At 45.7% G+C, this 26,713-nt stretch carries 23 protein-coding genes; 9 read left to right on the top strand and 14 right to left on the bottom strand.

Going from position 1 to position 26,713, the window contains the following annotated elements:
• Nucleotides 1–28: 28 nt before the first annotated feature.
• On the top strand, nucleotides 29–1,468 hold the full coding sequence (locus ACI0FF_RS17585; protein ID WP_419798048.1) for an FAD-binding oxidoreductase: 1,440 nt from the start codon (nucleotides 29–31) through the stop codon (nucleotides 1,466–1,468).
• Here the strand turns inward: ACI0FF_RS17585 and ACI0FF_RS17590 are convergent.
• The 3 genes from ACI0FF_RS17590 to ACI0FF_RS17600 form a co-directional block, all read right to left on the bottom strand.
• Nucleotides 1,437–2,339 (bottom strand): type IV pili methyl-accepting chemotaxis transducer N-terminal domain-containing protein, encoded by a 903-nt coding sequence (locus ACI0FF_RS17590; RefSeq protein WP_419798049.1) that lies wholly within the window; start codon nucleotides 2,337–2,339, stop codon nucleotides 1,437–1,439. The two genes, ACI0FF_RS17585 and ACI0FF_RS17590, sit on opposite strands and share 32 nt — an antisense overlap.
• 101 nt (nucleotides 2,340–2,440) lie before the next feature.
• Nucleotides 2,441–3,340, bottom strand: coding sequence for a type IV pili methyl-accepting chemotaxis transducer N-terminal domain-containing protein (locus ACI0FF_RS17595; protein ID WP_419798050.1), 900 nt, complete (start codon nucleotides 3,338–3,340; stop codon nucleotides 2,441–2,443).
• Between the two features lie 180 nt (nucleotides 3,341–3,520).
• A complete protein-coding gene (locus tag ACI0FF_RS17600; protein ID WP_419798051.1) occupies nucleotides 3,521–4,843 on the bottom strand; it encodes an acetyl-CoA hydrolase/transferase family protein in 1,323 nt (440 codons plus the stop codon).
• 318 nt (nucleotides 4,844–5,161) lie between these two features.
• Between ACI0FF_RS17600 and ACI0FF_RS17605 the strand changes: the two genes are divergently transcribed.
• On the top strand, nucleotides 5,162–8,095 hold the full coding sequence (locus tag ACI0FF_RS17605) for an EAL domain-containing protein (protein WP_419798052.1): 2,934 nt from the start codon (nucleotides 5,162–5,164) through the stop codon (nucleotides 8,093–8,095).
• Nucleotides 8,088–8,717 carry a class I SAM-dependent methyltransferase gene (locus tag ACI0FF_RS17610; RefSeq protein WP_419798053.1) on the top strand — a complete coding sequence of 210 codons (630 nt, stop codon included), beginning with the start codon at nucleotides 8,088–8,090 and terminating at the stop codon, nucleotides 8,715–8,717. Before ACI0FF_RS17605 ends, ACI0FF_RS17610 begins: the two co-directional genes overlap by 8 nt.
• Before the next feature lie 22 nt (nucleotides 8,718–8,739).
• Here the strand turns inward: ACI0FF_RS17610 and ACI0FF_RS17615 are convergent, their stop codons facing one another.
• Nucleotides 8,740–9,027 carry a DUF1330 domain-containing protein gene (locus ACI0FF_RS17615; protein WP_419798054.1) on the bottom strand — a complete coding sequence of 96 codons (288 nt, stop codon included), beginning with the start codon at nucleotides 9,025–9,027 and terminating at the stop codon, nucleotides 8,740–8,742.
• A gap of 85 nt (nucleotides 9,028–9,112) precedes the next feature.
• Here ACI0FF_RS17615 and ACI0FF_RS17620 point away from each other — a divergent pair, with 85 nt between their 5' ends.
• A complete protein-coding gene (locus ACI0FF_RS17620; protein ID WP_419798055.1) occupies nucleotides 9,113–10,003 on the top strand; it encodes a LysR family transcriptional regulator in 891 nt (296 codons plus the stop codon).
• 60 nt (nucleotides 10,004–10,063) lie between these two features.
• On the opposite strand, the gene ACI0FF_RS17625 is transcribed toward ACI0FF_RS17620, so the two are convergent.
• Both ACI0FF_RS17625 and ACI0FF_RS17630 read right to left on the bottom strand, forming a co-directional pair.
• On the bottom strand, nucleotides 10,064–10,900 hold the full coding sequence (locus ACI0FF_RS17625; protein ID WP_419798056.1) for a mechanosensitive ion channel family protein: 837 nt from the start codon (nucleotides 10,898–10,900) through the stop codon (nucleotides 10,064–10,066).
• Between the two features lie 125 nt (nucleotides 10,901–11,025).
• The gene (locus tag ACI0FF_RS17630; RefSeq protein ID WP_419798057.1) at nucleotides 11,026–11,760 is read right to left on the bottom strand and encodes an FKBP-type peptidyl-prolyl cis-trans isomerase; all 735 of its coding nucleotides are present in this window, start codon (nucleotides 11,758–11,760) and stop codon (nucleotides 11,026–11,028) included.
• 235 nt (nucleotides 11,761–11,995) lie between these two features.
• Here ACI0FF_RS17630 and ACI0FF_RS17635 point away from each other — a divergent pair, with 235 nt between their 5' ends.
• Nucleotides 11,996–13,000 carry a hypothetical protein gene (locus tag ACI0FF_RS17635; RefSeq protein ID WP_419798058.1) on the top strand — a complete coding sequence of 335 codons (1,005 nt, stop codon included), beginning with the start codon at nucleotides 11,996–11,998 and terminating at the stop codon, nucleotides 12,998–13,000.
• A gap of 335 nt (nucleotides 13,001–13,335) precedes the next feature.
• Here the strand turns inward: ACI0FF_RS17635 and ACI0FF_RS17640 are convergent, their stop codons facing one another.
• On the bottom strand, nucleotides 13,336–13,827 hold the full coding sequence (locus ACI0FF_RS17640) for a hypothetical protein (protein ID WP_419798059.1): 492 nt from the start codon (nucleotides 13,825–13,827) through the stop codon (nucleotides 13,336–13,338).
• A 135-nt stretch (nucleotides 13,828–13,962) separates the two neighbouring features.
• Here ACI0FF_RS17640 and ACI0FF_RS17645 point away from each other — a divergent pair, with 135 nt between their 5' ends.
• Nucleotides 13,963–14,691 (top strand): SDR family oxidoreductase, encoded by a 729-nt coding sequence (locus ACI0FF_RS17645; protein ID WP_419798060.1) that lies wholly within the window; start codon nucleotides 13,963–13,965, stop codon nucleotides 14,689–14,691.
• Nucleotides 14,692–14,760: 69 nt separating this feature from the next.
• On the opposite strand, the gene ACI0FF_RS17650 is transcribed toward ACI0FF_RS17645, so the two are convergent.
• From ACI0FF_RS17650 to ACI0FF_RS17675, 6 genes are all read right to left on the bottom strand, one after another.
• Nucleotides 14,761–15,789, bottom strand: coding sequence for a substrate-binding domain-containing protein (locus ACI0FF_RS17650; protein ID WP_419798061.1), 1,029 nt, complete (start codon nucleotides 15,787–15,789; stop codon nucleotides 14,761–14,763).
• 51 nt (nucleotides 15,790–15,840) lie between these two features.
• Nucleotides 15,841–16,914, bottom strand: coding sequence for an HD domain-containing phosphohydrolase (locus ACI0FF_RS17655; protein WP_419798062.1), 1,074 nt, complete (start codon nucleotides 16,912–16,914; stop codon nucleotides 15,841–15,843).
• A complete protein-coding gene (locus ACI0FF_RS17660) occupies nucleotides 16,907–18,802 on the bottom strand; it encodes a PAS domain S-box protein (RefSeq protein WP_419798063.1) in 1,896 nt (631 codons plus the stop codon). The genes ACI0FF_RS17655 and ACI0FF_RS17660 overlap by 8 nt, the downstream gene beginning before the upstream one ends.
• Nucleotides 18,803–18,904: 102 nt before the next feature.
• Entirely contained in the window at nucleotides 18,905–19,441 is a 537-nt protein-coding gene (gene moaB / locus ACI0FF_RS17665) for a molybdenum cofactor biosynthesis protein B (protein ID WP_419798064.1), read from the bottom strand.
• Between the two features lie 14 nt (nucleotides 19,442–19,455).
• A complete protein-coding gene (locus tag ACI0FF_RS17670) occupies nucleotides 19,456–21,258 on the bottom strand; it encodes a transglycosylase SLT domain-containing protein (protein WP_419798065.1) in 1,803 nt (600 codons plus the stop codon).
• Nucleotides 21,259–21,408: 150 nt separating this feature from the next.
• Nucleotides 21,409–22,275 carry a uracil-DNA glycosylase gene (locus ACI0FF_RS17675; protein ID WP_419798066.1) on the bottom strand — a complete coding sequence of 289 codons (867 nt, stop codon included), beginning with the start codon at nucleotides 22,273–22,275 and terminating at the stop codon, nucleotides 21,409–21,411.
• Between the two features lie 147 nt (nucleotides 22,276–22,422).
• Here ACI0FF_RS17675 and ACI0FF_RS17680 point away from each other — a divergent pair, with 147 nt between their 5' ends.
• Together ACI0FF_RS17680 and ACI0FF_RS17685 are read left to right on the top strand one after the other, a co-directional pair.
• A complete protein-coding gene (locus ACI0FF_RS17680) occupies nucleotides 22,423–24,072 on the top strand; it encodes an electron transfer flavoprotein-ubiquinone oxidoreductase (RefSeq protein ID WP_419798067.1) in 1,650 nt (549 codons plus the stop codon).
• Nucleotides 24,073–24,213: 141 nt separating this feature from the next.
• Entirely contained in the window at nucleotides 24,214–24,822 is a 609-nt protein-coding gene (locus ACI0FF_RS17685) for a hypothetical protein (RefSeq protein WP_419798068.1), read from the top strand.
• Nucleotides 24,823–24,922: 100 nt separating this feature from the next.
• Here ACI0FF_RS17685 and ACI0FF_RS17690 read toward each other — a convergent pair whose 3' ends face one another.
• On the bottom strand, nucleotides 24,923–25,387 hold the full coding sequence (locus ACI0FF_RS17690) for an Lrp/AsnC family transcriptional regulator (RefSeq protein WP_419798069.1): 465 nt from the start codon (nucleotides 25,385–25,387) through the stop codon (nucleotides 24,923–24,925).
• Between the two features lie 129 nt (nucleotides 25,388–25,516).
• Between ACI0FF_RS17690 and ACI0FF_RS17695 the strand changes: the two genes are divergently transcribed.
• The gene (locus ACI0FF_RS17695) at nucleotides 25,517–26,704 is read left to right on the top strand and encodes a methionine gamma-lyase (protein ID WP_419798070.1); all 1,188 of its coding nucleotides are present in this window, start codon (nucleotides 25,517–25,519) and stop codon (nucleotides 26,702–26,704) included.
• Nucleotides 26,705–26,713: the final 9 nt, after the last annotated feature.

The raw sequence follows: 26,713 nt of genomic DNA on the forward strand, positions 1-26,713 counted from the left end.
TTTTGCCCTATTGTTCTTTGGCGGAAGGATGCTTAGTATCGTTTCAACTGAAATTGACAACAAATGGTTAGCCATGACCTTTTCATACGGAACGATCGACCAAACCTTTTTAAACCAACTGCACACCCTCACAGACAAGGATCGGGTTTCCACCTCAAAAGCCTTGTGTGAACAACATGGAACAGATGAGTCATACCATAAGGCGCAGGCCCCGGATGTGGTGGTCTTCACACTTTCCACAAAAGAAGTGTCAGATGTTGTCAAACTTTGTGCCAAACACAAGGTCCCGGTCATCCCTTATGGAACGGGGACATCACTGGAAGGCCATATTGCCGCCTTACATGGTGGTGTTTGCATCGACCTGTCCCAAATGGATAAAATTATCGAAGCCCGCCCGGAAGATATGGATGTAACGGTTGAAGCCGGTGTCACACGCAAAGCCTTAAACGAATATCTGCGCGACACAGGACTCTTCTTCCCCATCGACCCCGGTGCGGATGCCTCCCTTGGGGGTATGGCCTCCACGCGGGCCTCTGGCACCAATGCGGTGCGATATGGCACCATGCGTGAAAACGTACTGGCCCTGACCGTGGTCACCCCGAATGGCGATATTGTTAAAACAGCGTCCCGTGCCAAAAAATCTGCCGCCGGATATGACCTGACCCGCCTTTATGTCGGGGCGGAAGGCACACTTGGTATTGTCACCGAAGTCACCTTGCGCTTATACGGTATCCCGGAAACCATCAGTGCGGCTGTCTGCCCTTTCCCCAGTTTGGAGGAAGCCGTCAACACGGTTATTTCCATCATTCAATGTGGTATTCCCGTTGCGCGGATGGAATTGCTGGATGACCGCCAGATGTACGCGGTTAACCAATATTCCAAACTGGATTACGAAGTTGCCCCAACTCTGTTTTTTGAATTCCATGGCTCCCCGTCGTCTGTAGAAGAACAGATTGAAATGGTCAAAAGCCTCGCAGAAGACTATGGCGGGAAAAATTTCCAGTGGGCCAGCCAACTGGAAGACCGAGACCGTCTGTGGAATGCACGCCACAATGCCTATTATGCAGCACTTGCCTTACGACCGGGATGTAAAGGGGTTTCCTCCGATGCCTGCGTCCCGATCTCACGCCTTGCCGAAGCCATCATGGCAACCAAACAGGATATTGAAGAATCGTTTCTTGATGGCACCATTGTCGGTCATGTTGGCGATGGTAATTTCCATACCCTGTTTGCCTTTATGCCGGATGATGAAAAAGAACTGACAGAGGCCAAACGCCTGAATGCCCGTATTGTAGAACGCGCCATCGAAATGGACGGGACCTGTACAGGTGAACATGGTATCGGGCATGGTAAAATGAAATATCTGGAAAGCGAATTCGGTGAGGCCGGTCTGGAAATCATGCGCAGTTTGAAAAAAGCACTGGATCCCGATAACATTATGAACCCTGGGAAAATTGTCGCTCTATAGCCTTCTCAGCCATGACTTTTTTATAATGGTTCAGGTATAAGTCGGCAATTTTCCGGCTTTGCTTCATAATCACTTCGCTGGTCCGTGAAATCACACTGAAATCAGATGTCTTTGCGTGCATGCTGTTGGCAATTGCCATCATCACACGCTTAGGTGCATTCCATTCACGTTTAAGCTCGTTTAATGCCTGAGCAAGCTCGACTTCAGGGGGCGCAATTATATTGAAGGCCTCATTACCAACCATCAAATCCTCCAGAATTTGATCAAATTCCTGAATGGAACGGGCTAACGCATTTCGGTTGATATTTGCGGATAACCCATAAGAGGTCATACAAAACTCCTTTGCCGCCCTTTGCGACAAGGTTGCCAGCGCACCCGTTAAACGGACCATTTCCACCGCATCCGGTTCATCTGCTATCCGGCTACGATAATAATCGCCTAATTCCTCAGTAAGCTTCAAAGTCGATATATTGAATTCTTCAATCATATTCACATCTAATCCCGGATATTGCGGTGACTCCGCCAACAGGTCTGATGCAAACTTCAAACGCCGCCACACCGGTTCCAAGCGTTTCAATTGATCTAAAACCACGACATCATTTGCAGGGTCAATGCCGTATGCCACGTGCCCCTCTTTTAAAATCATCAGATTAGCATCAAACATTTCACGACTTTGGATAAGGATATCACGATATTGATCCGTTTCTGTAAACGTCCCAATAAAACAAGCCGCCTTTGCCAAACGTTGCGTCAACATATTTTGAATAGCAACCAAATTTGTTTTACGTAGAAATTCACCGTCATCCGCCAGTCCTGGACGCGCAAAACCACAACACAACAGTATCATTCCTATGGCAGCAATTTTTTTCAACTAGCTCTCACCCTTCTTGCTTAGATGTTTATTCAACTTGCTTCACCGTAAATCACCTTAGCGAGAAATAAGAGAGATAAAAACTGCTTTTAGCACTTACATCATTCTGATGATGCGGGAGTATCTTTATAATGCTCAACCAACATATGGACAATCTGATTAGCTTCACGGAGTAATGCTTCATTTGATTTTGCAATTTTCTCAAAATCAGATGCTCGCGCCTGAAACCCACTCGCAACCGCTAGTAAAACACCACGCGGTAACTGCCAATCTACTTTAACCTGTGACAATTCATTACGAATTTCAAATGTCGGGACAGCCGAAATGCCTTGGCGCGGATTTCCACTGCGCAAATCCTCAATAGCCGTATCAAACAAATGCACCGTCTTGGCGAGGTTCACTCGATTTTCATCCACATTCACACCGTATGTGATCAAACAAAACTCCTTGGCTGCTTTTTGAATCAACATACGCTGGCGTCCAGCAATATTTAAGGCACGGACATGGCCTTTTTCCATTTCCCGACTGGATGCATATTCCATCTCCATTACCTTTACGACCCGTTCAAACTGAAGCAGTGCTTCAAGATTATATTGCGCGATTAAATCAACACCCAGTCCCGGCAACGACGCACTTTCCCCCAATAGACGAGCACCGAAATCCAACATTTCAAGCGCCGTATCCAGTTTATCTAATTCTTCTCGAATCGCTTTATTGCTTTCCGGGAGAAAGCCCTCTTGCGAACTACCATTTTTTAAAGCCTCATGGCTCGCCTTTAAAAGATCAGCCGTCTGAAGGAGAATTTTACGATGCTGTTCCACATCACTAAAAGTCGCAATAAAGCAGGCAGCTTTGGCAAGGCGCTGGCTCAACATCCGTTGACGCCCTGCAAGATCAATTTTTTGGGCTTGTAGACGCTGCGTTGTTTCCGCAGAGGCCGGCACATATACAAGGCTCAACAATAAAGAAAAAAGACTTCCTATCAGGATAACTCTGCGCATTAAACGGCCCCCGCCTTCTTATAGATTCAAAACAAAAATATCCTATTTACAAACCTTAAGCTACTTCTGCGATCCATTCCCCTTAAATAGAAACAAGAAAAAAGCCTGCACAAAGTACAGGCTTCCCCTAAATGGATACATTTATAAAGCGTATTACCTCTTTTAGAAGGTGTGGGCCAATTACATCATCCCCATGCTATGGGCTTCTCTCGATAAGTCTTCACGGAAGTCCGGGTGTGCAATATCAATTAAGGCCTTGGCACGTTGTTGCAACGAACGTCCCTTCATATCAGCCACACCATATTCCGTCACAACAAATTGAACGTCCATACGCGGGTCCGTCACCGCCCCACCCGTCAAATGTGGAACAATTCGTGAAATGGTGCCTTTTTTAGCTGTGGAATGCAGGGCAATAAAGGATTTCCCACCTGGTGAGGCGTAAGCACCACGTACAAAGTCCAGCTGTCCCCCCGTGCCAGAGAATTGATGCCCCCCAATACTTTCAGAATTCACCTGGCCGGTAAAATCAACTTCAATAGCCGCATTAACAGAAATCATATTTTCATTCTTTCGAATGACAGACGGGTTGTTCACATAAGATACGGGATAGCCAACGATGGATGGGTTATCATCCATAAAATCAAACATATCCCGGTCGCCAAGCGCCAATGTAAAGACATGCTTATAGGGCAACAGTGACTTACGACGACCATTTAAAACGCCGCGTTTAATCAAATCCACCATCGGCGGTGAGAATAGCTCCGAATGCAAACCCAAATCCTTGTGGCTGACAAGCTGGCTCATAACCGAGTTCGGCACTGCACCGATCCCCATTTGCAGCGTTGCGCCATCAGGGATGCGTTCGGCAATGAAATGACCGATTTTTTCATCTTCCACACTGCCGCCACCGATAATCGTTTCCATCAAAGGCGGATTATTCTCAACGATCATATCCACATCGGAAATGTGTAATAAACATTCGCCAAATGATCGTGGCATATTTTCGTTTACTTCGACAATGATCCGTTTAGCTTTGCGTACAACAGTGGCACCGTAATCCGGATTTGTCCCCAAACTGAAATGACCGGACTTGTCCATCGGTGATACGGTTACGATAAAACAATCTGGTGAAATTGACTCCGTCAACAAACGGCCTGCCTGATGAAACAGGCATGGGACAAAATGCACCCACTCTTCGCCGACATCATAGCCTTGCTTTGCCAATTGGCGATCATGACTACTCATAAACAAGGGATGCGGTTTAATCACAGGCATCAATTCCGGCACCAACAACGATTCAGTCGCTGCGGCACTGGCATGCATGTAATAAACATTCAGGTTGGTAAACCAACCCTGCTTTGCACGACTGGCTACGGCCTCCATCAAGGCAGGCGGCATGGCAGCCCCCATCCCCAAAATCAGATTGGAGCGATCAGCAATACTCGCAACCGCATCATGCGCCGTTGTTTTCTTGGCCTCATACATTTCCATATAGAACGACACGAATATACCCCCTCATGGCATAAGAATAACTATAGTTGATTTGGAGCATACACCAGCTTTTCGCAAGTGCAAAAAGAAAGTCTTTTTACATTCCATCATCTTATCATGATGGATACGTAGATTCCCTATAAACAAAATGATATATTCATCAACAAAACAGACAGATTGTATTTTTCTTTCAACCTGATGTTTCTGTGAGGTAAGCCGAAGGGGGCATAGGGCAAGACCGTGACAAAATTTTCATCCGAGCAGAATACAGGCCGGCTTTATCAAAGAACCAGAAGTACACATATCCTTCTTGGTGGCTTACTTTTATGCTTGTCCCTCTGGATCATCGGAAGTGTATTCACTTGGCACAACTACCAATCCGTTCTGACGCGTGCGGAAAATGATATTGCCAGCCTCGGAACACGACTGGCACATCATACCTCAACATCCATAAAAACCGTTGACCTCGCCATCATGCGCACCGTCAGTCATTTTTCAAAACATTGGGATAAGCTCAAAAATGCCCCGCCACAAGCACATGAATTTCTCACGACGGCTTTCAGTGGCATGCCTCAATTACGCGATATTGTCATTCTATCGGCTGACGGAAAAGTCCTTTTTAATCATCGATACGATTACACATATACGGGTTCTGACGCAAACGACACCTTCCGTATTCAAATGCTGCGCAACCCGGACCGCCGTTTATTGATTGACCGATTAAACAGTAAAACAACTATCGGACTGAGCCGCCCTGTTTATGATTCTCTCGGTACATTGCAGGGGTATATCATTGCCAAAATTCGCAACAGTTACTTAAAAGAAATTTATCAAGTCGGCATGGATAACAGCGAACATGATATCGCACTCTACAACAAAAGTGCCCGCCTCTTATCCATCCCAGAAATCATGGCTTTTCATCATGATATCAGTGACTTGTTTTCCAGCACTAAAAAACAATCCCTGCAGACCGAACGCAATCTTATAACAGGGAAGAAAAATATTAATACGCGTACGAAAGTACCCAATTACGATTTAATTCTCACCGTCGATGTTAATGTCCAAAACGTCATAAAAGCATGGAAACAGCAAACCATTGCCTATACTATTATCGGGGTTATCTTTTCTACTTTGATCCTCATCTATGCCTTTTTGGTTCAACGAGCTTTCAGTGCCGTTCAGCTTGAAAACCTAAGGCGCCAAAAATCAGAAAACAGCCTAAAAAAACTATCTCGAGCGATTGAACAAAGCCCGACCAGCGTTGTCATTACTGATGCAAAAGCACGCATCGAATATGTCAACCCGAAGTTCACCGAGGTTTCAGGCTATACACTTTCCGAAGTCATCGGCAAAAACCCAAAAATTCTCTCGGCACCCACAGATATAAAAACCGATTACGCCACAATGTGGACAACCTTGAAACAGGGAAAGGACTGGCGCGGCGAATTTTGCAACCAACATAAAGATGGCAGGATCTATTGGGAAAGTGCCGCCATCAGTTCTATTAAAAATGAACAAGGCGAGATTACACATTTCCTCGCTGTCAAAGAAGATATTACAGAACGCAAAAAAGCCGAGGATCAATTACAATTGGCGGCGGCTGTTTTCGAAGCGGCATCCGAAGCCATTATGGTCTGTGATGCCAATAACGTTATCGAAACTGTAAATAGCGCCTTTAGTGAAATCACCGGATATTCTGTCGAAGAAGCCACAGGACAAACGCCCTCCATCCTAAAGTCTGGGCGTCACCAAGCCGACTTTTATCGTAGCATGATTGAAAAGCTTAACAAAATTGGCCGTTGGGAAGGTGAAATCTGGAATCGACGCAAAAACGGGGAAGTATATCCGCAATGGCTCTCCATCAAAACCATTCACGATGAAACCGGTAAAATTCAGCGCTTCATCAGCCTCTTTAGTGATATTACACTGCGCAAGCGCAATGAAGAACGTATTCTTTATCAAGCCAATTATGATGCCCTGACCGGTTTACCCAATCGCAGCCTGTTTATGGATCGCCTACAACGCGCCATCATTCAGGCCGAACGAAGCGACACACAAATTGCCCTGCTATTTATCGATCTTGACCGATTTAAAAACGTCAATGATACACTGGGGCACGCTTGCGGAGATTTATTACTACAAGAAGCTGCCGCCCGCCTCAGCGCTTTGGTGCGCCGTTCCGATACCGTGGCACGACTGGGTGGAGATGAATTTACCGTCATTCTCAGTGATCTCAGTGATTTCACTCAAATTGAGCATTTGATCGAAAACCTCCTGAAAAGTTTGTCAGCGCCTTATGACTTGGAACAACATGTCGCCTTTGTTTCAGCCAGTATCGGGATCACAATTTTCCCCAGCGACGGAGCCAACGTTGAAGATCTGTTAAAAAATGCCGATACCGCCATGTATCAAGCAAAAGAAAACGGGCGCAATCTTAGCCAATTTTTTACCACACAAATGAACGACGAGGCCAACGAACGCCGCGCCTTGGAAACCGCATTGCATCTGGCCTTGGAACGCGAAGAATTTGTTCTTCACTATCAACCTATCGTCGATGCTCGCACCAGCGAATTGGTCAGTTGTGAAACGTTACTGAGATGGCATCAACCGGAACATGGTAACGTCTTTCCTGACAAATTCATCCCCTTGGCAGAAGACACAGGGCTGATCCTTCCAATCGGTGCCTGGGTTCTGGAAAAAGCCTGCTTTGAAGCTGTTAATTGGGCAAAGAAAGTCAAAAACCCGCCCAATCTTTCCGTCAATATGTCCTCGCGTCAATTCCAGCGCACCGATGTCGTTGCCCTGGTCCGCGATACCCTTGAAAAAACCGGACTGCCCCCCCATCGCTTGACTTTGGAAATTACCGAAAGCCTGTTGATTGTCGATGACGAAAAAATTGTGCGCCAACTTCATGACGTGCGTAAACTCGGTGTCGGCCTTTCCATTGATGATTTTGGCACAGGGTATTCCTCCCTCAGCTATTTACGACGCTTCCCAATCACGACCTTAAAAATTGATCGCGCCTTTATTCTCGATCTCACCACGGATGACGAAGCGGCCGCTGTTGTCTCAGCCATTCTCTCTATGGCAAACAGCCTTCATATGAAAGTCGTTGCCGAAGGGGTTGAAGAACTGGAACAACTGAATATCCTGCGCGAAGGAGGATGTGATTATATTCAGGGCTATTACTACAGCCCCCCGGTTCCCATTGAAGCGTTCCGCCTGATGGTGCAAAAAGAAGGACCCTTGGACCCAGATGAATGATGTCATCCAGAAATGGAATGAAAAATACGCAGGGGACGGTCTCGTTTTCGGCACCTCCCCAAATGGTTTCCTTGTAGAAAATAGCCATCTTTTCCCAAAGGGCGGGCATATTCTCGCCGTGGGTGATGGCGAAGGACGAAACGGTTTATGGCTCGCCGAACAAGGATTTAAAGTAACCTCTATTGATGGCGCCTCAAATGCCGTACGCAAAGCCCAACAACAAGCTGATCAACGTCACCTGAGCTCGAATTTTCACGCCTTATGCGCTGATTTAGAAAAATGGAACTGGCCGATTGGTAAATTTGACGCGGTTGCCTGTCTTCATCTCTATTTCATGCCCAATCAACGCCCCCAAATGCATCAAACTATGATGAATGCCTTGGTCCCAGATGGTGTTCTCGTGCTGGAAGTTTTCCATCCCGCTCATGTCGGGCGTGGCCTTGGCGGACCGTCCTTGCGCGAATTATGTTACACTGCCGTTGATCTCGCCAGCGATTTCAACCGCTATATGATTTTGCATTTAGAAGAATGTGAACGTGAAATTGCCCCATCCACCTTTCATAAAGGCGGACAGGGCAAAGTCAGTCGGATCATTGTTCAAAAAACAAAAGTGTCGCCTTAATTATAAATCACCCAGACTTGTTTTATCCTAACATTTGAATAGACCAAGTACCCGAACGCGCCCGCATATCGTGAACAGGTGCCAATTCGGTATCTTGACGCCAATTTACAGCCGACTGCGCATCAGGGAACGTCAGCAAAGCAATACTCTCATAACCCGTAGTTTCTCCTTCAATTTGAATAATATTGGCACTGGAAGTAACCAATGCACCATTATATTTAGATAAGGCATCTTTGGCATGAGCCCGATATTCTGCTAACGCATCCGGATTAATATTCTTGGCTTGGGCAATACAATAAACTGTCATCATAATATCCTTTTAAATTTGAATTGACCTGTACACGAAAAGTAATCGCAAACCACCTGTGCGAAAATTCTATAAATAGTCACAATAGATGTGTAATAATGCACAGATGGAAAATTGGGATGATCTAAAATACGCCTTGGCAATTTATCGTCATGGCACCCTAAGCGGTGCCGCGCGTACTCTTGGCGTTAATCACGCAACCGTTTCCAGACGCCTCAGCACATTGGAAACACAAATGGGTGCCCGCCTTTTTGACCGTATGTCTGACGGTCTGCACCCAACTGAACATGGTGAAAAAGCCATTGAAAGTGCGATTGAGATCGAACGCCATATTTTGAGCCTTGAAGTGTCCATTGCCGCCAAAGACACCGTTTTGGCTGGCCCCTTAAAAATTTCCGCACCACAATTGATCGTACAATTAAAATTTGCGGACATTCTTGCCGAGTTTAAAGCCCTTTATCCACAAATCGATCTCCAGATTATTGCGACCTTAGATGCCGTCAACCTGCATCGACGCGAGGCCGATGTGTCCATCCGTGCTGTCAATGAACCGGAAAATACCTTGTGGGGGCAACGGGTCTTGCAGCAAAACTGTATGTACTACGCCAGCCGTTCATATCTGGAACAACGCCAAGAACAGGATCCTTTGAATTGTCTGAATTTCATGTGGCGCGGGGATCAACCCGCCCCTGAAGTTCTAAAAGCCTATCCGAACGCTCGTGTCATTGCCAGATTTGACGATATGGTTGCTGTTTATGGCGCAGTTAATGCCGGTATGGGCGTCGCCCGCATGCCTTGTTTTATTGGTGATAGCAATCCAACCTTTCAACGTGTGCCTCATATCGACAGCGCGCCTTACCATGATTTATGGATTTTAACGCACCCAGATTTAAGAAAAGTACCCCGTATCCAAACCTTTATCCGTTTTGCGGCAACGCGCCTGCGTAAACTTCAACCTTTCTTTTTGGGTGAGTTATAGACCTAAAAAAAAGCCCTCAATAATGTCATTGAGGGCTTTTCGAATAGGGTTCAAACCTTATTATTCAGCGTCTGTCGGCGCATTTACGTGATGCACAACTTGCTGTGGGAAAGGAATGGAAATCCCGTTTTGATCGAAAGCTTCCTTGATACTTTTCGTCAAGCCCCAACGGACCCCCCAATAATCAGAAGAATTAACCCAAACGCGCACAATGATATTGACAGAACTGTCCGCCAATTCCCCAACAGCCAAGACAGGGGCCGGATCTTTCTTAATGCGATCATCTGCTTTGGCCAGATCTTCGATCACTGCCATTGCCTTGTTAATATCATCTTCATAAGCAATCCCCATCAACAGATCGACACGACGGGTGGAATGCGCGCTGTAATTTAAAATAGCGCTGCCCCACACCTGCGAGTTCGGCAACAGGATTTGCACATTATCCCCGGTTGCCAATTCCGTTGTGAATAAAGAGACGCCTTTCACGGTTCCGCTCACCCCGCCGATATCGACAAACTGGCCAACCTTAAAGGGGCGTAAAAACAAGATCATAACACCTGCAGCCACATTGCTAAGTGTCCCCTGCAAGGCCAAACCAATGGCAAGACCAGCCGCACCCAACACAGCAATTAAACTCGTTGTTTCAATGCCAAACTTGTTCAAAACCGCCAAAACGGTGACCGCAACAACGATATATTTTACGATTGTTGCAAGAAAACCCGCCAACATTTCATCCACGTTCGGGCTTTTCATCAACAGGTCATGGCATTTTCGTTTAGAAAAAGCCGCAAACCAAAAACCGACGATTAAGATGATGATTGCAGCAATAACCTGCAACCCATACATTGCGACAAAATCAATAACAGTTTGAACGGTCTGCTCTACAGATTCGGACATTTCTTATGCTCCAGATATTATCCATTTAGCTAAATATGCACAAATCTTCTGAAAATAGAAAGACTAAAAAAAGCCCTTTCCACGGGATTATCACGGAAAGGGCTTTTCTCTAACAAAACGGTTAGTTATTGATGTTTTTTAACATCATCCTCATGGGGTTGAACCGTTGTATTTCCTTCGCTTAACCACAAATTCATGCCTTTGCGTACATTGTAAACTTTGGAATAGCCAAACCGTTGGGTCAGCAATTGCCCTGCCGCACTAGAACGATTCCCGGAACGACAAATCAAAATTATATCTTCATCCGGCTGTACCAACTTTGCCAACTCAGTTGGAAAATTCCGGTTGATTTTACCGTTTGCCATTCTAAAGGGAAGCAGACGACTTCCTTCAACCACGCCTGTTTGCTGCCATTCTGCCGGCGTCCGGATATCGATTACCTTTACTCCTTTTTGCAGCAAAGCTTTCAATCCAGCATTATCAATATTTTTAAGCGGAGCCTCTTTCACACCAAGAAGCTCAATCTCAAAACGTAATGTAGAGTCAGGCGGAATCACATCACCCACCCCACGGGCCCCATAAGCCATTTCTGGTGGAATGATCAGTTCGCGTTTACCGCCAACCTTCATCCCTAAAACACCGGTTTCCCAACCGGGAATCACCTGACGTGCGCCAACAGTAAATGAAAAAGGACGGTTACGATCATGACTGGAGTCGAATTTTTTTCCGTTTAAAAGCCAGCCGGTATAATGAACAACCACCTGTTTTTCATTTTCAACTAACTCACCAGCCCCCACAGTTAAGTCTTTTATTTTCAACTCGGACGCGTAAGCCGAAACACCCGCAATGAGTGTTAGCATAAAAAAGCTTACGCATCTTATTACACTGCGCATGATTCTCATCCTATCCTATGTAAACCTTTGGGCAATTAATACATTATTACCATCTGATATAAAAGAGATCTTTGTCAATTTCGTTCTTAATGCTTTTTTCCGTAGCATATTTTCTATATAAAAAAGGAAAGAGGGAAAGCGATAGCGCTTTAAGAATCAATCTAAAGTTTTGAGTTAAACAGATCATAAGGAAAGCCCCATCATGGCGACGGGCACCAACACAGATATCTTTCATGCCGTTAGATCGCATGTAAAGCAAACACTTAAAATGGCCGAAGCTCAGAGCAAAATTGCAAATGAGACCAGAGACTTGTTGTCCCAACTTCTTTTAACCAGACGGGGCGATGGAGAAATTGTTCTGGATATGAGTGCCTGGCAACGTTTGAAAGCAACAGATAATCAGTGGATGGATAAAGAACGCCACCAGCAAGATCGCTTCGTCAACCCTACGCGTCTTCCACAATTGGTTCCAGGTCTTCAAGGACTATCGCCAACACAATATCTCAGTTTCGTTCAACGCCCACTGGAACGCAATGGCGACAATGCTGTACATCTATGTGCACAAACACTTCGCTATTATGATCAATACAGCGATCGTGAAATGGCGAGTGAACGTAATAAATTGTTTGGGCGCTCTCAACGCTATATCGCCAAATTATTACTCAACGAATTACTCTCCAGAGAACATGACGTTACAGAAGAAAAAGAACTGGACGCTCTGCGAAATGCAACCTCAGCACAAGCTCAATTCGAATTGGCCGCCAAAGTTCTAGGGATTTCGACGACCCAAGTCATGAATCGTTTGTTTAAATATGCTATTGCGCTGACATTTATTGAAACTATTCAGAACAAAGCACTCCAAATTCATAAAGCAAAAACAAAATTTGAAGGATTATTACGTAAATTAGCGGCCAGCGAGCCCGGCCCCACAGCAAAAACACGAATTAAAGAAATCTATCTTGGTTTCCAAAAAGATTTGAAACTCATGTCGCAGGAAATTGATCAAATAAATCAATTCCTAAAATCTTTAACGGCAAAAATGAATAAAGATAATTTTGATGATCAATTTATCGAGTTTCATCGCATCGGCGCACGCCTTGACGCAATCGCTTCACGTTGGATCATTATCATAAGCGAAGCCAATAGCAATGGTGCACGCACCCCAGTCGAGAAAATTAAAGGAATGCACACAATTTATACACATTGATGCATTGGCCTCTCGTAAAGAGCGATTAAAACACACCAAACACAACAACCAAAAAGTTGCAAAACTTATGCGTGCACCTTCTCTGTCGATATCCCTTAAGGGATCATACGTATCTTTTTTTAGTAGAAAAATCATAGAGTTCGGTTAATATAATAGTTATCTATTCCGCCGATCTCGTCGGTCTAAAAATTGAAATCTCCGATTGATATTTTTATGATCGATACCTTTTCGGGTTTATCCCGATCAGAGCGCCTAGAAGCTAGGAATAGCTTCTAACAAACTAAAAAGCCGGTCTCTATGACCGGCTTCTTTTTTTGCGATTTGACTTTTAGGTGTTACACTTTTCGCCCCAACCCACGGATCGTTTCCTCAATATTCTGCCAAGCCTCGCGAATGGCTTCGTCTGCCTCATTCGAATAACCATCCTCAAAATAAGCTTTCAAGGCTTCCGACAACTCCAACAACTTGTCTTTTTGATCGGCATTTTCCGGCGCACCATCAATCGCCCGGTACATGAAATGACAAAGCTCTTCCCGAATATCTTCAGAAGACTTTTCGCGACTGGCTATTTCAAACACATGACAAAGCGTCGCAAAACGGGTTGCCGCACGCCGCTGCAAAGAATAAGCATCATGCAAACCCACCCGCCCTTGTAAATGGATTTTTTCTTCTTGGAGACGCGCATAATCTGTTTCACCCGCCTCTTTCATCAATTTGTTAAATTCTCTTTCCAGGCGCATAACCTCAGATTCAGTCCGCTTGACTTCTTCTGCAGCCCAATCCAGTTCTCTTTTTATTTCTGCAATTAGATGCTCATCTGTTGACATGTTTGGCCATCCGTTCGTTATTTGCCCTCGTTTTGTCATTCTACCAAACTTCCAATAGAAAATCATTACGATTGCCCCACTTTCAACAATGATTTAATCTTCAATGATAAATATCAAATGAAACAAAGGGTTCCCATGTCACAACTAGCAGGAAAAACAATTATTATCACAGGTGCCAGCAGCGGTTTGGGTGAAGCAATGGCCCGCAAGTTTGCACCTTTAGGCGCAAATCTTGTTCTTGGCGCGCGCAGAGAAGATAAACTTAGCACCCTCTGTAACGAACTTGGTAAAAACGTCCGCTTTATGAAGTGTGATGTCACATCGTTTGACGATGTTCAGGCCCTAGCCCAACTGGCCTTGGATGAATTTTCCACCATCGATATTTTAATTAATAATGCTGGCCTAATGCCACTGTCCTTCTTCAGCGAGAAAAAACTCAATGAATGGAACCAGATGATTGATGTCAACATCAAAGGTGTTTTACATGGCATCGCCGCAGTGATCGATACCATGCAGGCACAAAAATCCGGGCACATCATCAATGTCGCCTCAGTCGCAGGTCATGTTGTTACGCCTTCATCCGGTGTTTATGCCGCAACCAAGTTTGCCGTGCGCGCCATTTCAGAAGGCTTACGTCAAGAATCTCGTGGCTTCTTGCGTACAACCATCTTATCTCCAGGCGCCGTTGAATCTGAACTAACACAAAGCATCAGTAATGATAAAATTGCGCAAGGCATTGATAAACTCTATGAAGATGCCATTCGCGCAGAAGATATCGCCAACGCCTGCCTGTATGCGATCGAACAACCGGACGAAGTAGACGTCAACGAAATTATTATCCGTCCGACCAAACAAAAACTATAAATCCCATCCTGAATAAAAAAAGCCGCCGGGGATACTCACCAGCGGCTTTTTTTTTCTGCATTGCATTCATTACTGAGTTGAAAGTTTTAAGACCTGCGCTTTCATGCTTCGTCCCAAATCATCTTGTAACGGGATCAAACCATTATCGGTTAAATAGCCTTCTTCCCCAATTGCTGCATCACTCATAAATTCTTTCAAATACTCACCGATTTGAGGCAAAACTTTCATATGTTCTGTTTTCACATATAAAAACAAAGGTCGTGCCAAGGGATACATCCCATCACGGATGGTTTCAAAGGTAGGCACCACACCATCAATATTCAACGCGGAAATTAAACCACTGCGTCTTTCCAGCGCGTTATATCCCAAAATGCCCAAGGCCTTTGGATTGTTTGATAAACGGCGCACGATCAAATCATCATCTTCACCCGCCTCGATATAAACGCCATCTTCACGCATTTCGCCACAAACCGTTTTACGGGTTGGTGAATCCAGTTTTTCGATATAATCCGACCCCCGACAACCATTGTTCATAACTTCATCGACAAAAACATCACGTGTTCCTGAGGTCGGCGGCGGCCCAAAAAATTGAATTGGAACATCTGGCAAACTCGAGTCGATATGTGACCATAGTTTATGCGGATTGCTGACAAGTTGACCATCAACTGGCAAACGTTTTGCTAATGCTTTCCACAAATGTCGGCGGGTCAAATTAAATTCAGCACTATCTCGCGACTTCGCAATAACGATCCCATCCCAACCGATCATAATTTCAGAAATATGATCAACCTTATTATGGGCACATTGTCGAATTTCACTGATCTTCATACGCCGGGACGCATTGACAATATCCGGTGTCTCAATTCCAATACCGGAACAAAACATTTTAATCCCGCCACCGGAGCCAGTCGATTCAACAACTGGCGATTCTGCGCCCGTTTTTCGATAGTATTTTTCAGCAACAAAAGCCGCAAAAGGAAAAACTGTTGAGGATCCTACAATACGAACCGCATTGCGAAATTCACTATTGGCGTTCACTTGCCCTATACTCAGAAGAACGCCAAACCCAATTAACAACGCAGAAACACGTTTCTTCATATCCAACTGCCTTATCATAATGATACTTGCAAAGTAAGTCTGGTATGGATCTTACTCTTCTTCATCCGGGTGTTCCACCCGCAATGATATGACATCTGGAATTATTTCGATAAACTGCTCTACCAATGAGGGATCGAAGTGGCTGCCCGCATTATCTTTTAAAAAGGAAATTGCTTTATCCAGCGGCCAAGCCTCCTTATAGGGGCGCGTTGATGTCAATGCATCAAACACATCACAAATCGCAGCAATTCGCCCTTCGATCGGTATATTCGCCTCAGCAATTCCATTGGGATAACCGGTTCCATCCCATTTCTCGTGGTGAGTAGCCGCAATAGAACGTGCCATTATAAGCATGACTGAATCAAAATTCCCGATAATGTCTACGCCAATCTCCACATGGCTTTCCATAATAACACGCTCTTCCGGGGTCAGACGCCCGGGTTTCAGCAAAATATTATCTGGAATACCAATTTTACCCACATCATGCATTGGGCTTGCTTGCAAAATCAGGTCTGCAAATTGCTCCCCTAAACCCGCCTTCACGGCCAATAAGCGACAACTTTTGCTCATACGCACAACATGCGCACCCGTTTCATTATCGCGGTATTCCCCCGCGCGCCCCAGACGGCGCACCACTTCCAACTGTGTACGATGGATTTCTTTGGTTCTATTTTGAACCTCAATTTCCAAGTCATCTGCGCGCAAACGCTGATTATAATAGAAAAAACGGGTTTCCAAAAGATTATGGATACGTTGAAAAACTTCCCACGGCTGAAACGGTTTCGTCAAAAAATCTCGCGCCCCGGCTGCCAAGGCTGCCTGGCGGGTTTCCATATCTGTTTGTGCTGTTAGAACCAAAATGGGTAAATAGTCATCATTCCCAACAACTTTTTTCAACGCTTGCATCACTTCGATGCCGTCCATAAACGGCATACGTATATCCAACAGGATCATATCTACAGCTTGCTTCTGATAAATCTCGACAACTTCACGGGAATCTGTTGTCGAAAGGACATTATCATAACCTTCTTCTTCCAATAATTGCTCAAGAAGCAACACATTAGCCGGTTTATCATCCACAACAAGGATGCAACTATCCTTAATTTTATCTATCATATTATTCATGATTTTTTCCCTGCTTGGAAATTGGCAGCTGCACCCAAAAAGTTGTTCCTTCGCCAACAACACTATCAAAACCGATGATCCCACCCATCGCTTCAACAAGTTGCTTGGTTAACGTAAGACCAATCCCGGTTCCTTCAATCCCGGTCATTTCTGCCCCCAGCCGGTCGAACGGTTTAAAAAGATGACTTTGTCTTTCAATAGGAATGCCATTTCCATGATCACTGATCCGAAATTCCACCCTTTCGTCATCAACCTCAAAAATACTCACATCTACAAAGTTACCGGGCCGATTGTATTTAATCGCATTCGACAATAGGTTTAACAGAACTTGTTTACAGCGTGTACGGTCAACCTTGACCGCCAAATCACCCGAATAATGAACATTAAACGATACATCATGTTCTTGTGCTGTATTCTCACTCAGTTCCAAACAATCATCCAACACGCCTTGCACATCTACCGCTTCGATTGTTAAATGCAAATGTCCAGCTTCAATACGGGCGAGGTCCAATATCTCGTTAATCAAGTCCATCAAATGATGCCCAGCACTGACAATCTGATTCACTTGGCGTTTCTGACGATCCCCCAAAGGATGTTTGGTGCTCATTCCCAATAATTGAGCAAAGCCGAGAATAGCATTTAAAGGCGTACGCAATTCATGGCTCATCCGAGATAAAAATTCAGATTTGGCCTCATTTGCTGTATCAGCTGCAACACGCGCAGCATTTAATATTTCTGCATAATGTTTTTCCGCACTGATATCCTGTGTCACCCCCAGCATCCGCGTTGCATGTTCATTTTCATCACGCACCACATTTCCCTGTTCGCGCACCCATCGAATATCACCGGATGGCAGGCGCACGCGGTATTCACATTTCATTTCACTGGCATCGCGTAAGCATTTGCGAATAGCATCTCTTATAATATGAAGATCTTCGTCTAAAACCCAATCTTCAAATCTTTCACGTCTTTCTTCACTCCCATCATCTTTGACACCATATAACTGAAACATCTGTTCCGACCAAAACAATCGATCTTCATCAATATGCCAATCCCATGTTCCCATTTTGGCAAATTTTTGGCTCATTTTCAGACGTTCTTGACTAATCCTTAAATCACGTTCTGCGCGGATACGCTTTGAAACATCACGCACCGCCCCAACAAAAAACGTTCCTTCTGGTAATTTTAACAAGGAAACAGACAAATTCATTTCAAACGTCTGACCATCGGCGCGTTTGCCCATGACTGTACGTCCGGCTCCCATGATATGAGTTTCTCCGGTCTTCAGATACCGGGCGAGATATCCGTCATGATTGGAGGCATAAGGTTCGGGCATCAGTATGGAAACATTCTGACCAACCACCATATCCTTGCTATACCCAAACATTTTTTCCGCAGCCGGGTTCATATCTTTGACGATCCCGCCAGAATCGATCGTAATGATCCCTTCCAAAACTGTTTCGAAAATGGCACGGTGACGCAATTCACTTTTACGTAAAGACTGTTCAGCGGCTTTTAGATCAGTAATATCTGTCAAATACCCGACAAGCCCGTCATATTCACCGGCTTCGTTGGCCAGGACACGCATATCATCCAGAACCCAAAGGTAGGTTCCGTCTTTCTTGCGCATTCGATATTCGTGTTTTTGGCGGCCTGACTCAAAGAGTTCCGGGATTTTAGGTAAAATCCGCTGGAGATCGTCCGGATGGATAACTTCCAGTCGGAACATGGGATTGCGGCTGAATTCTGCAGCATCCCATCCCAGCAACTCCTTAATGTTCGGCGTAATATAATCCACCCCATAATCCCAATATTGGGCGCAGTGATACATCACGGCGGGGCCACGTTCCATAACAGAACGGATATTACGATCGCTTTGCTGTTCCATATCGGGCTGAGTTCACGACTTTTCTATTTCATTACCTTTTCTCAACCCTGATTATAAAGGCATACATTAGTAACTTGCAATCAAACAATCACAAACTATGTACTATTTGAGATGTTCATTCAGGCGCGGCATAAGTTCAACAAAGTTACACGGATGTGTGCGCGCATCCAATTGATGAACCAGAATATCGTCCCACGCATCTTTCACCGCACCACTTGACCCCGGCAGAGCAAACATATAAGTCGCGTTTAACAAGCCCGCCATTGCACGTGACTGAATAGTCGATGTTTTGATTTTTTGGTAAGAAATCCAGCGGAATACTTCCCCAAAACCGGGGATTTCTTTTTCAATAACCATGCGGAAGGCTTCCGGCGTCACATCACGCCCTGTCACACCTGTTCCACCCGTTGTTATCACCACGTCAATATCAGGATTATCCGCCCATACTTTAAGCTGAGCTGCGATATCTTGCGCTTCGTCTTTTAAAATCAGACGTTCAAAGACTTTATGCCCTGCGCTTTCAATACGTGCTGCCAGCGTATCACCTGACTTATCATTTTCAAACGTGCGTGTATCAGACACAGTGATAATGGCAATATTCAAGGGCAGGAACGCGCGGTCCCCATCTATTTTTGACATGGGATATCCCTTCGTTAATTATTACGCGCCACCTCGATTGATGACGGATCCTGACCTTTATAAATCGGCCATGCGCCAGATGCAATGGCGTCTAACGTATTGGATTCCTGTCCCATACGGTCACGATAGACCCATAAGTTGGTTAAAACACGTTCGATAAAAATACGGGTTTCTCGAGATGGAATGCTTTCAATGAAAAGAAGCGGGTCATCATTATGTTTTACACCGCGTTTCCATTTATTCAAATTACCCGGTCCGCCATTCCATGCTGCTGTCATATGAAAAAGATCACCGCTGATCACGTCTTCTTTCAACAGCATTTTTATATATTTTTGTCCCAAATGAATATTGGTTTCCGGTTCAAATATTTTTTCGCTCCAACGCATACGGCGATCACCGGCGACAAAGCTGGCCGTTCCCGGCATCAATTGCATCAAACCTTTGGCCCCGGCATAAGACTTGGCCTTGGGATTAAATCCCGATTCCTGACGCATGAGAGCAAAGATCAAGGCACGATCAACTTCATAACCATTTTTAGGTTCCCACCTTGGCATAGGATATAAGGCCGCATCAGGTATATTCACCCCATTGCGCACCAATTGCGCGCCCAAACGCATCGCAAAGGAAGGCATATTACTATAAAGGGCAACACTCAACATGGCTTGGCGCGTCTGCGTATCTGCTTTTGAATAAGCTTTGCGGAATTCTTTTTCCGCCATTTCGTCTTGCCCAACCTGCAACAAAGCCAAGGCCCGACGGCTTGGTCCCTGCATTTTCAAAGACGACAGTACATCATCGTTCAAAACGGGTAAGGTCCAGTCAAAAACAGCTTCATACCCCAGAGCCCGATTGGCGAGCAGCCCGTAAAACGTCCGGGGATATCCAGCAGCTTTATCCAGCCAGACGTTGACCTTCTCCGGTTTGCGTTGCAATAAGTAAGACCGCGCCGCCCAATAGGCACCGGCAGAGACCATCCAGTCTGATGAATACCCGGAAGCGCTAACCTTCTCAAAATGTTCAGCGGCCTGTTCCAGTTTCCCCATCCGCCAAGATGCAAGCCCCGCAATCCAATGGGCACGCGGGATATATTTACCCGATCGTTTCACCGCCTTGGTTGCCCAGCTATAAGCCCAGTCATCCAGACCGTCGGCATAATAGCCCGCAGCCAGCCACGTGCGCGCCTGATCAATTTGCCCCGGATGCAACAATTCATGTACTTCACGAGTTTTCAGCAGGGTTTTAACCGATTTGGTCCAGCCTTTGCGCGTATAGTAACGCATCTTGCGGGTATAGCCTGCCGCCTTGGCCGCCTTTTCCCGAGACAACCGTTTGCGTGGCGCATAAACCTTGTCCGCCACACCCGTTGAATCATAGCCAGATCCGCTGAGATATTGCCCGCTCGGACGTTTCGGATTCAGGGCATTTTTCGGACGTCGTTTTACAGCCAGCTCATAAATGCGCTTGGCTTGCGGATGATCACTATATTTTATAAGCCAGCGGCGTAATTCTTTATATCGTGAACGATATTTCGTCGGATGGAGGTAGCGTTGTGCTTCCACATGACCCATCAAGGTCCGGTCCGTCACCTTGGCAATCAGTTTATCGGCCTTTTTCCAATTTCCATCCTCTTGAACTTCAAAGATCTCTTGGTATAACTTCAAGTTCTCTTGGTCGAGCAAACGGATTTGGTCACGAATATGATCGCCTTCCTCAACTAAAGAGGCAAGTTGCACGTCCTCGGCCTGTGCGACCTGAACACATACCACCCCCAGAAACAAAGCAACAGCACATAGACTACCTACAAGCTTGGATACCATATCTACCAATCATCAAGAAAAAAGCCACTACATATAGTCAAACTATGCAACCCCTTATAACCGACTGATTTTCTTATCGGTTTCGCGCAAAAGCAACTACAGCGCAATAAACTAATACATTTCACTTAAAACCGCAAGAAACGGCTGATCTTATAATCCTGACAGCTTTTCCATAATCACCAACAGATCCCCCCAAGCCCTGCGTTTCTGCGCGGGAGAACGTAACAGATAAGCCGGGTGAAACAGTGCGGTCGCCTGAATGGGATGAGATAACCCCGGTGTTGAATGGGTAAACCAACGCCCGCGCAAGCGCGAAATGCCCTCATGATGGCCCAAGACAGCCTTGGCCGCAGCCTCGCCCAATAGAACAATCATTTTCGGATCAACCAACTCGATATGGCGTTCCACAAATGGCAGACACACAGCAATTTCGCTGGGGGTTGGATTGCGGTTCCCCGGTGGTCGCCAGAACAAAACATTACTGACATAAATTTTAGACCTGTCCCCAACCTCATCCTGTAAACCACAGGAATGCAACATATGGTCCAACAATTGACCATTCGCCCCGACAAAGGGAGTACCTTGTCGATCCTCGTCCGCACCCGGCGCTTCACCAATAAACATGACATCTGCCTTTGGGTTCCCATCGGCAAAGACCGTATTCATAGCTGTTTTTTTCAATGCACATCCATCAAACGCCAACACAGCTTCGCGCAACTCGTCAACGGTTTGTGCCTTACGCGCCATTTGCACAGCCGTATGCACCATTTCATCCGTTGCCTGTACAGTTTGCGGTGCAAGCGGCGCAGACGGTCGCCCAGCCTGCATCGGACGTGGTGCAGGAGATGAATTTAGTGCCTGCATCTGTTTACGGCGCTCGATCAATTCGGCACTGAAGGCATATCGGTCGATGGATTCGTTGCCGATACATTCATCAACCCCCATTTCCACATACCATTTCAGCAAGGCTGCCGGGTCAAAAGGGTCCATATTTGCGCTGTCTGACTGTTGGTTCATAGTGGATTACTAGCAAAGTTCAGATTATTTGAACAGAAAGGTTCACAAGTTCGTGCATTTTTTCTATGTTGCAATGCATAAAAGTGATAAGAATGTTCGCCAGAAGAACAGTTCACACAGGAAACATCTTAGGAAGGAAGCCGGACTATGGAACGTGAATCCATGGAATTTGACGTTGTAATCGTTGGCGGTGGCCCTGCGGGTCTGTCAGCGGCGATTAAACTCAGCCAACTTGCACAGGAACAGGAAAAAGAGCTTACCGTCTGTGTTGTTGAAAAAGGGTCCGAGATCGGGGCTCATATTCTGTCCGGCGCCGTGATTGAAACCGGCCCGCTGGAAACCCTTTTCCCCGATTGGAAAGAAAAGGGCGCGCCCCTGACGGTTGAAGCCAAAGAAGATGCCTTCCTGCATCTGACGGAAAAAGGCGCAACCAAATTGCCGACCCCGCCGCAAATGCACAACCACGGTAACTATATTGTCTCATTGGGCAATGTGGCGCGTTGGATGGGCGAACAGGCAGAAGACATGGGCGTAGAAGTCTACCCCGGTTTTGCAGCTTGCGAAGTTCTTTATAATGAAGATGGCTCCGTCAAAGGGATTGCCACCGGCGACATGGGTCGTGAAAAAGACGGCTCCGAAGGACCAAACTTCGAACCCGGTGTCGAACTGCATGCACGCTACACCATTTTTGCAGAAGGTGTACGCGGTTCCCTCGCCAAAGAAATCATGGCGAAATACGACTTGCGCAAAGACTGCGACCCGCAAACCTTTGGGATCGGCATCAAAGAACTGTGGGAAATTAAACCGGAAAATCACTCCGAAGGCCGTATTGTTCACACAACAGGCTGGCCGCTGGATAGCAAAACCTACGGCGGTTCTTTCCTTTATCATATCGAAGACAATCAGGTTGCTGTCGGTTTCGTGATCGGTCTGGATTATGCCAACCCGCATCTGTCCCCGTTTGATGAATTTCAGCGTTTCAAAACACACCCGAAAATTCGCAAAACATTCGAAGGGGGTCGCCGTATTGCCTATGGTGCACGCGCTTTGAACGAGGGTGGCTTCCAATCCATCCCGAAACTGACATTCCCGGGTGGCTGTCTGGTCGGTTGTTCCGCAGGCTTCCTGAACGTGCCGAAGATCAAAGGCACGCACACCGCCATGCAATCCGGGATCGAAGCTGCCAAAGTGATCTTTGATCTTTGTACCAGCGAAGACGAAACGGTCAGCAACGAACCTGTTCAATATACAGCCAACATGAAAGCCTCTTACGTTTGGGACGAGCTGTACAAAGCCCGCAACATCCGCCCAAGCTTTGCCAAATGGGGCTTCTTTGGTGGGTTGGTCTATTCCGGTTTCACAACTTACCTGACCGGTGGACGTGAACCTTGGACCCTGCGTCATCCGCACAGTGACCATGACACCCTGAAACCGGCTGCCAGCATGCCGCGCATCGACTATCCGAAACCCGACGGTGTCATCAGCTTTGACAAGCTTTCTTCAGTCTTTATTTCCAACACGGCCCATGAAGAAAATCAGCCGTGTCACTTGAAACTGAAAGATGAAAGCATTCCGGTTTCTGTGAACTGGGCAAAATACGAAGGCCCGGAAGCACGCTTCTGTCCGGCCGGGGTTTATGAATATCTGGATGACGAAGAAAACGCAGGCCAGAAACGCCTGCAAATCAACTTCGCCAACTGCCTGCATTGCAAAACCTGCGATATTAAAGACCCGACCCAAAACATCAATTGGACCACCCCGGAAGGCACCGGCGGCCCCAATTACCCCAACATGTAAGTCTCGCACTTACAAAACGACAAAAACCCTCGAGCTGGAAAGCTTGAGGGTTTTTTTTGGAAAAATCAATTAACCTTAAAAGATAAACAACTTAAAATATACAAACCCATCCCTTTAAAGAAGCATAAAAGGAATAAATATATGAATTACACGACAGATCTTTTATTTCTCTTATTAGGTGCTTTCTTCGGGGTTTTGTCTTCCGGCTTATTTTGGTGGGTACAACAACATTACTGGGCGCCCAAATTAGCATTCAGCCCAGATATTTCTAAGATCAAAAATCCGTACACAAATAAAGGATGGATCTATCGTATTAAAATGAAAAACATAGGTAAAAGAGATATTATTGATATCAAGATTTATGCTCGTTTTTCAATTTTAGGACAAAACTTCAGAAATAGAAAATCAATAGATATTCCATTAAATTTTAACCAGCACCCAATCCTTAGAAAACAACGAAATCGTGTCATATGGCTTGATACAATACCCATTCCACCGCAAGATCATTGTTATTTTCCAGAATTATTTAAAGACAAAAAAAACACCCCTGATTTCTCAGATTTCTTACTTTATCCCCAAAAGGCCCGGATATTTATTTACATATTTGGGCATGACAGCTTTAGCGGTTCCCGAAAACTGTTTGTATCAAAAAAATATAATTACTCCGATATCAAATTGGGAAAATTTTCAAAATTTGACTTCCAAATAGAAGAAGACACAAGGGATTTTTTCAATTGGGTAGAAAAATAAGAAATCACGAGCATACTCCCTTTCAGCAAGATATCGCCCAATACAACAAAAACACTTTCCAGCGATAATCCAATCCAACGCTCTTCTGACGAAAGCTTAATTAAGTTTGCGAAATTCCAGGGAAAACGTGACCTTGTTTCACAACACTATAGGCGAAGCTGGTATCAATTGAGGCAATGCCCGGTACATTGTGTAACGTTTCACGGACAAAAAATTCATACGCATCCAAATTCTGACACACGACGCGCAACAAATAATCCGACCCGCCCGTTGTGATATAACAATCCATAATTTCCGGGATCATTTTCACGCGGTGTTCAAAAGTGCGCACGGCTTCCGTATTGTGGCGTTCCAACCGGACCTGAATGAAAACAGTCAAAGGCAAGCCATAGGCCTTTTGATCAACAAGCGCGGTATAGCCCTTAATCACACCCTGTTTTTCCAATAACCGTAGGCGGCGCAGGCAAGGTGACGGGGACAGGTTAACCTTTTCAGAAAGCTCCTGATTGCTCAGTCGTCCATTTTCCTGAAGAACCCTGATGATTTGAACGTCTTTGGCATCCATTTGTCATTTCCTTTGGCAGAAACTGCTAATTTTAAGATTCATATTAGATGTATTTGGCAGATAAAACCACCATATAAGGAATATTATATCATCCAATACGTTACACAAAATGAGTTGGAGGAAATCAACATGACCAAACAGGATGCAGGCTTCGCTACACGCGCTATTCACAATTTTTACGACCCTCTTCAAAATGAAGGGGCCTTGACACCGCCGATCCATCTCACCTCCACCTTTGCCTTTGAAACCGCAGAAAGCGGCGGGCGACGATTTGCAGGCGAAGAAGCCGGTCATATTTATTCGCGCATTTCCAATCCCACATTGGACATTCTGGAAAAACGCATGGCCGATCTGGAAGGTGGGGAAGCCGCTATCGCCACCGCATCCGGCATGGGGGCGATTACCTCTGTTCTCTGGTCTTTTTTACAGCCCGGTGATGAACTGATCGTCGATAAAACCTTATATGGATGCACCTTTGCTTTCATGCGCCATGGATTGGCCCGCTTCGGTATTGAAGTTTCCTACATTGATCTGACCGATCCGGCCAATCTGGTTGAGGCCATTTCCGAAAAAACAAAAATCGTCTATTTCGAAACGCCCGCCAACCCGAACATGCGCTTAATTGACATTGCAAAAATTGCCGAGATTGCCAAACCGTTTGAAACCCGCGTGGTTGTTGATAACACCTATGCAACGCCATATCTGACTCGCCCCATTGAACTGGGCGCCGACATTGTTGTGCATTCTGCGACAAAATATCTCGGCGGGCATGGTGACGTGGTCGCGGGCCTCGCAATCGGATCAAAAGAAGATATGGAAGTCACCCGCCTGTTCGGCATGAAAGATATGACCGGGGCAGTCATGGCCCCCTTTAATGCGATGCTGGTCATGCGGGGATTAAAAACACTCGCCCTGCGCATGGATCGCCATTGCGAAAATGCCTATCATATTGCACAAATGCTCGTACAATCTTGCGCCGTTAAATCCGTTTATTATCCGGGACTGGAAACTGATCCGCATCACGAACTCGCCAAAAAACAAATGGCAAATTTCGGCGGTATGATCGCCTTCGAACTGGTTGATGGCTATGAAGCCGGGATCGCATTGATGAATAAGCTGAAGATGATCCATCGCGCTGTTTCTTTAGGGGATGCAGAAACCTTGATCCAGCATCCGGCCTCCATGACCCATTCGACTTATACGCCTGAAGAACGCGCAGCACATGGCATTTCAGAAGGTTTGGTCCGTCTTTCTGTCGGCCTTGAAGATGTTGAAGATATCCGTGCTGATCTTGAACAAGCCATGAGCGGTTTATAAATAACGCAA

It is taken from the genome of Terasakiella sp. 4MB5A, from assembly GCF_050058155.1.
Taxonomy (GTDB): domain Bacteria; phylum Pseudomonadota; class Alphaproteobacteria; order Rhodospirillales; family Terasakiellaceae; genus Terasakiella; species Terasakiella halodenitrificans.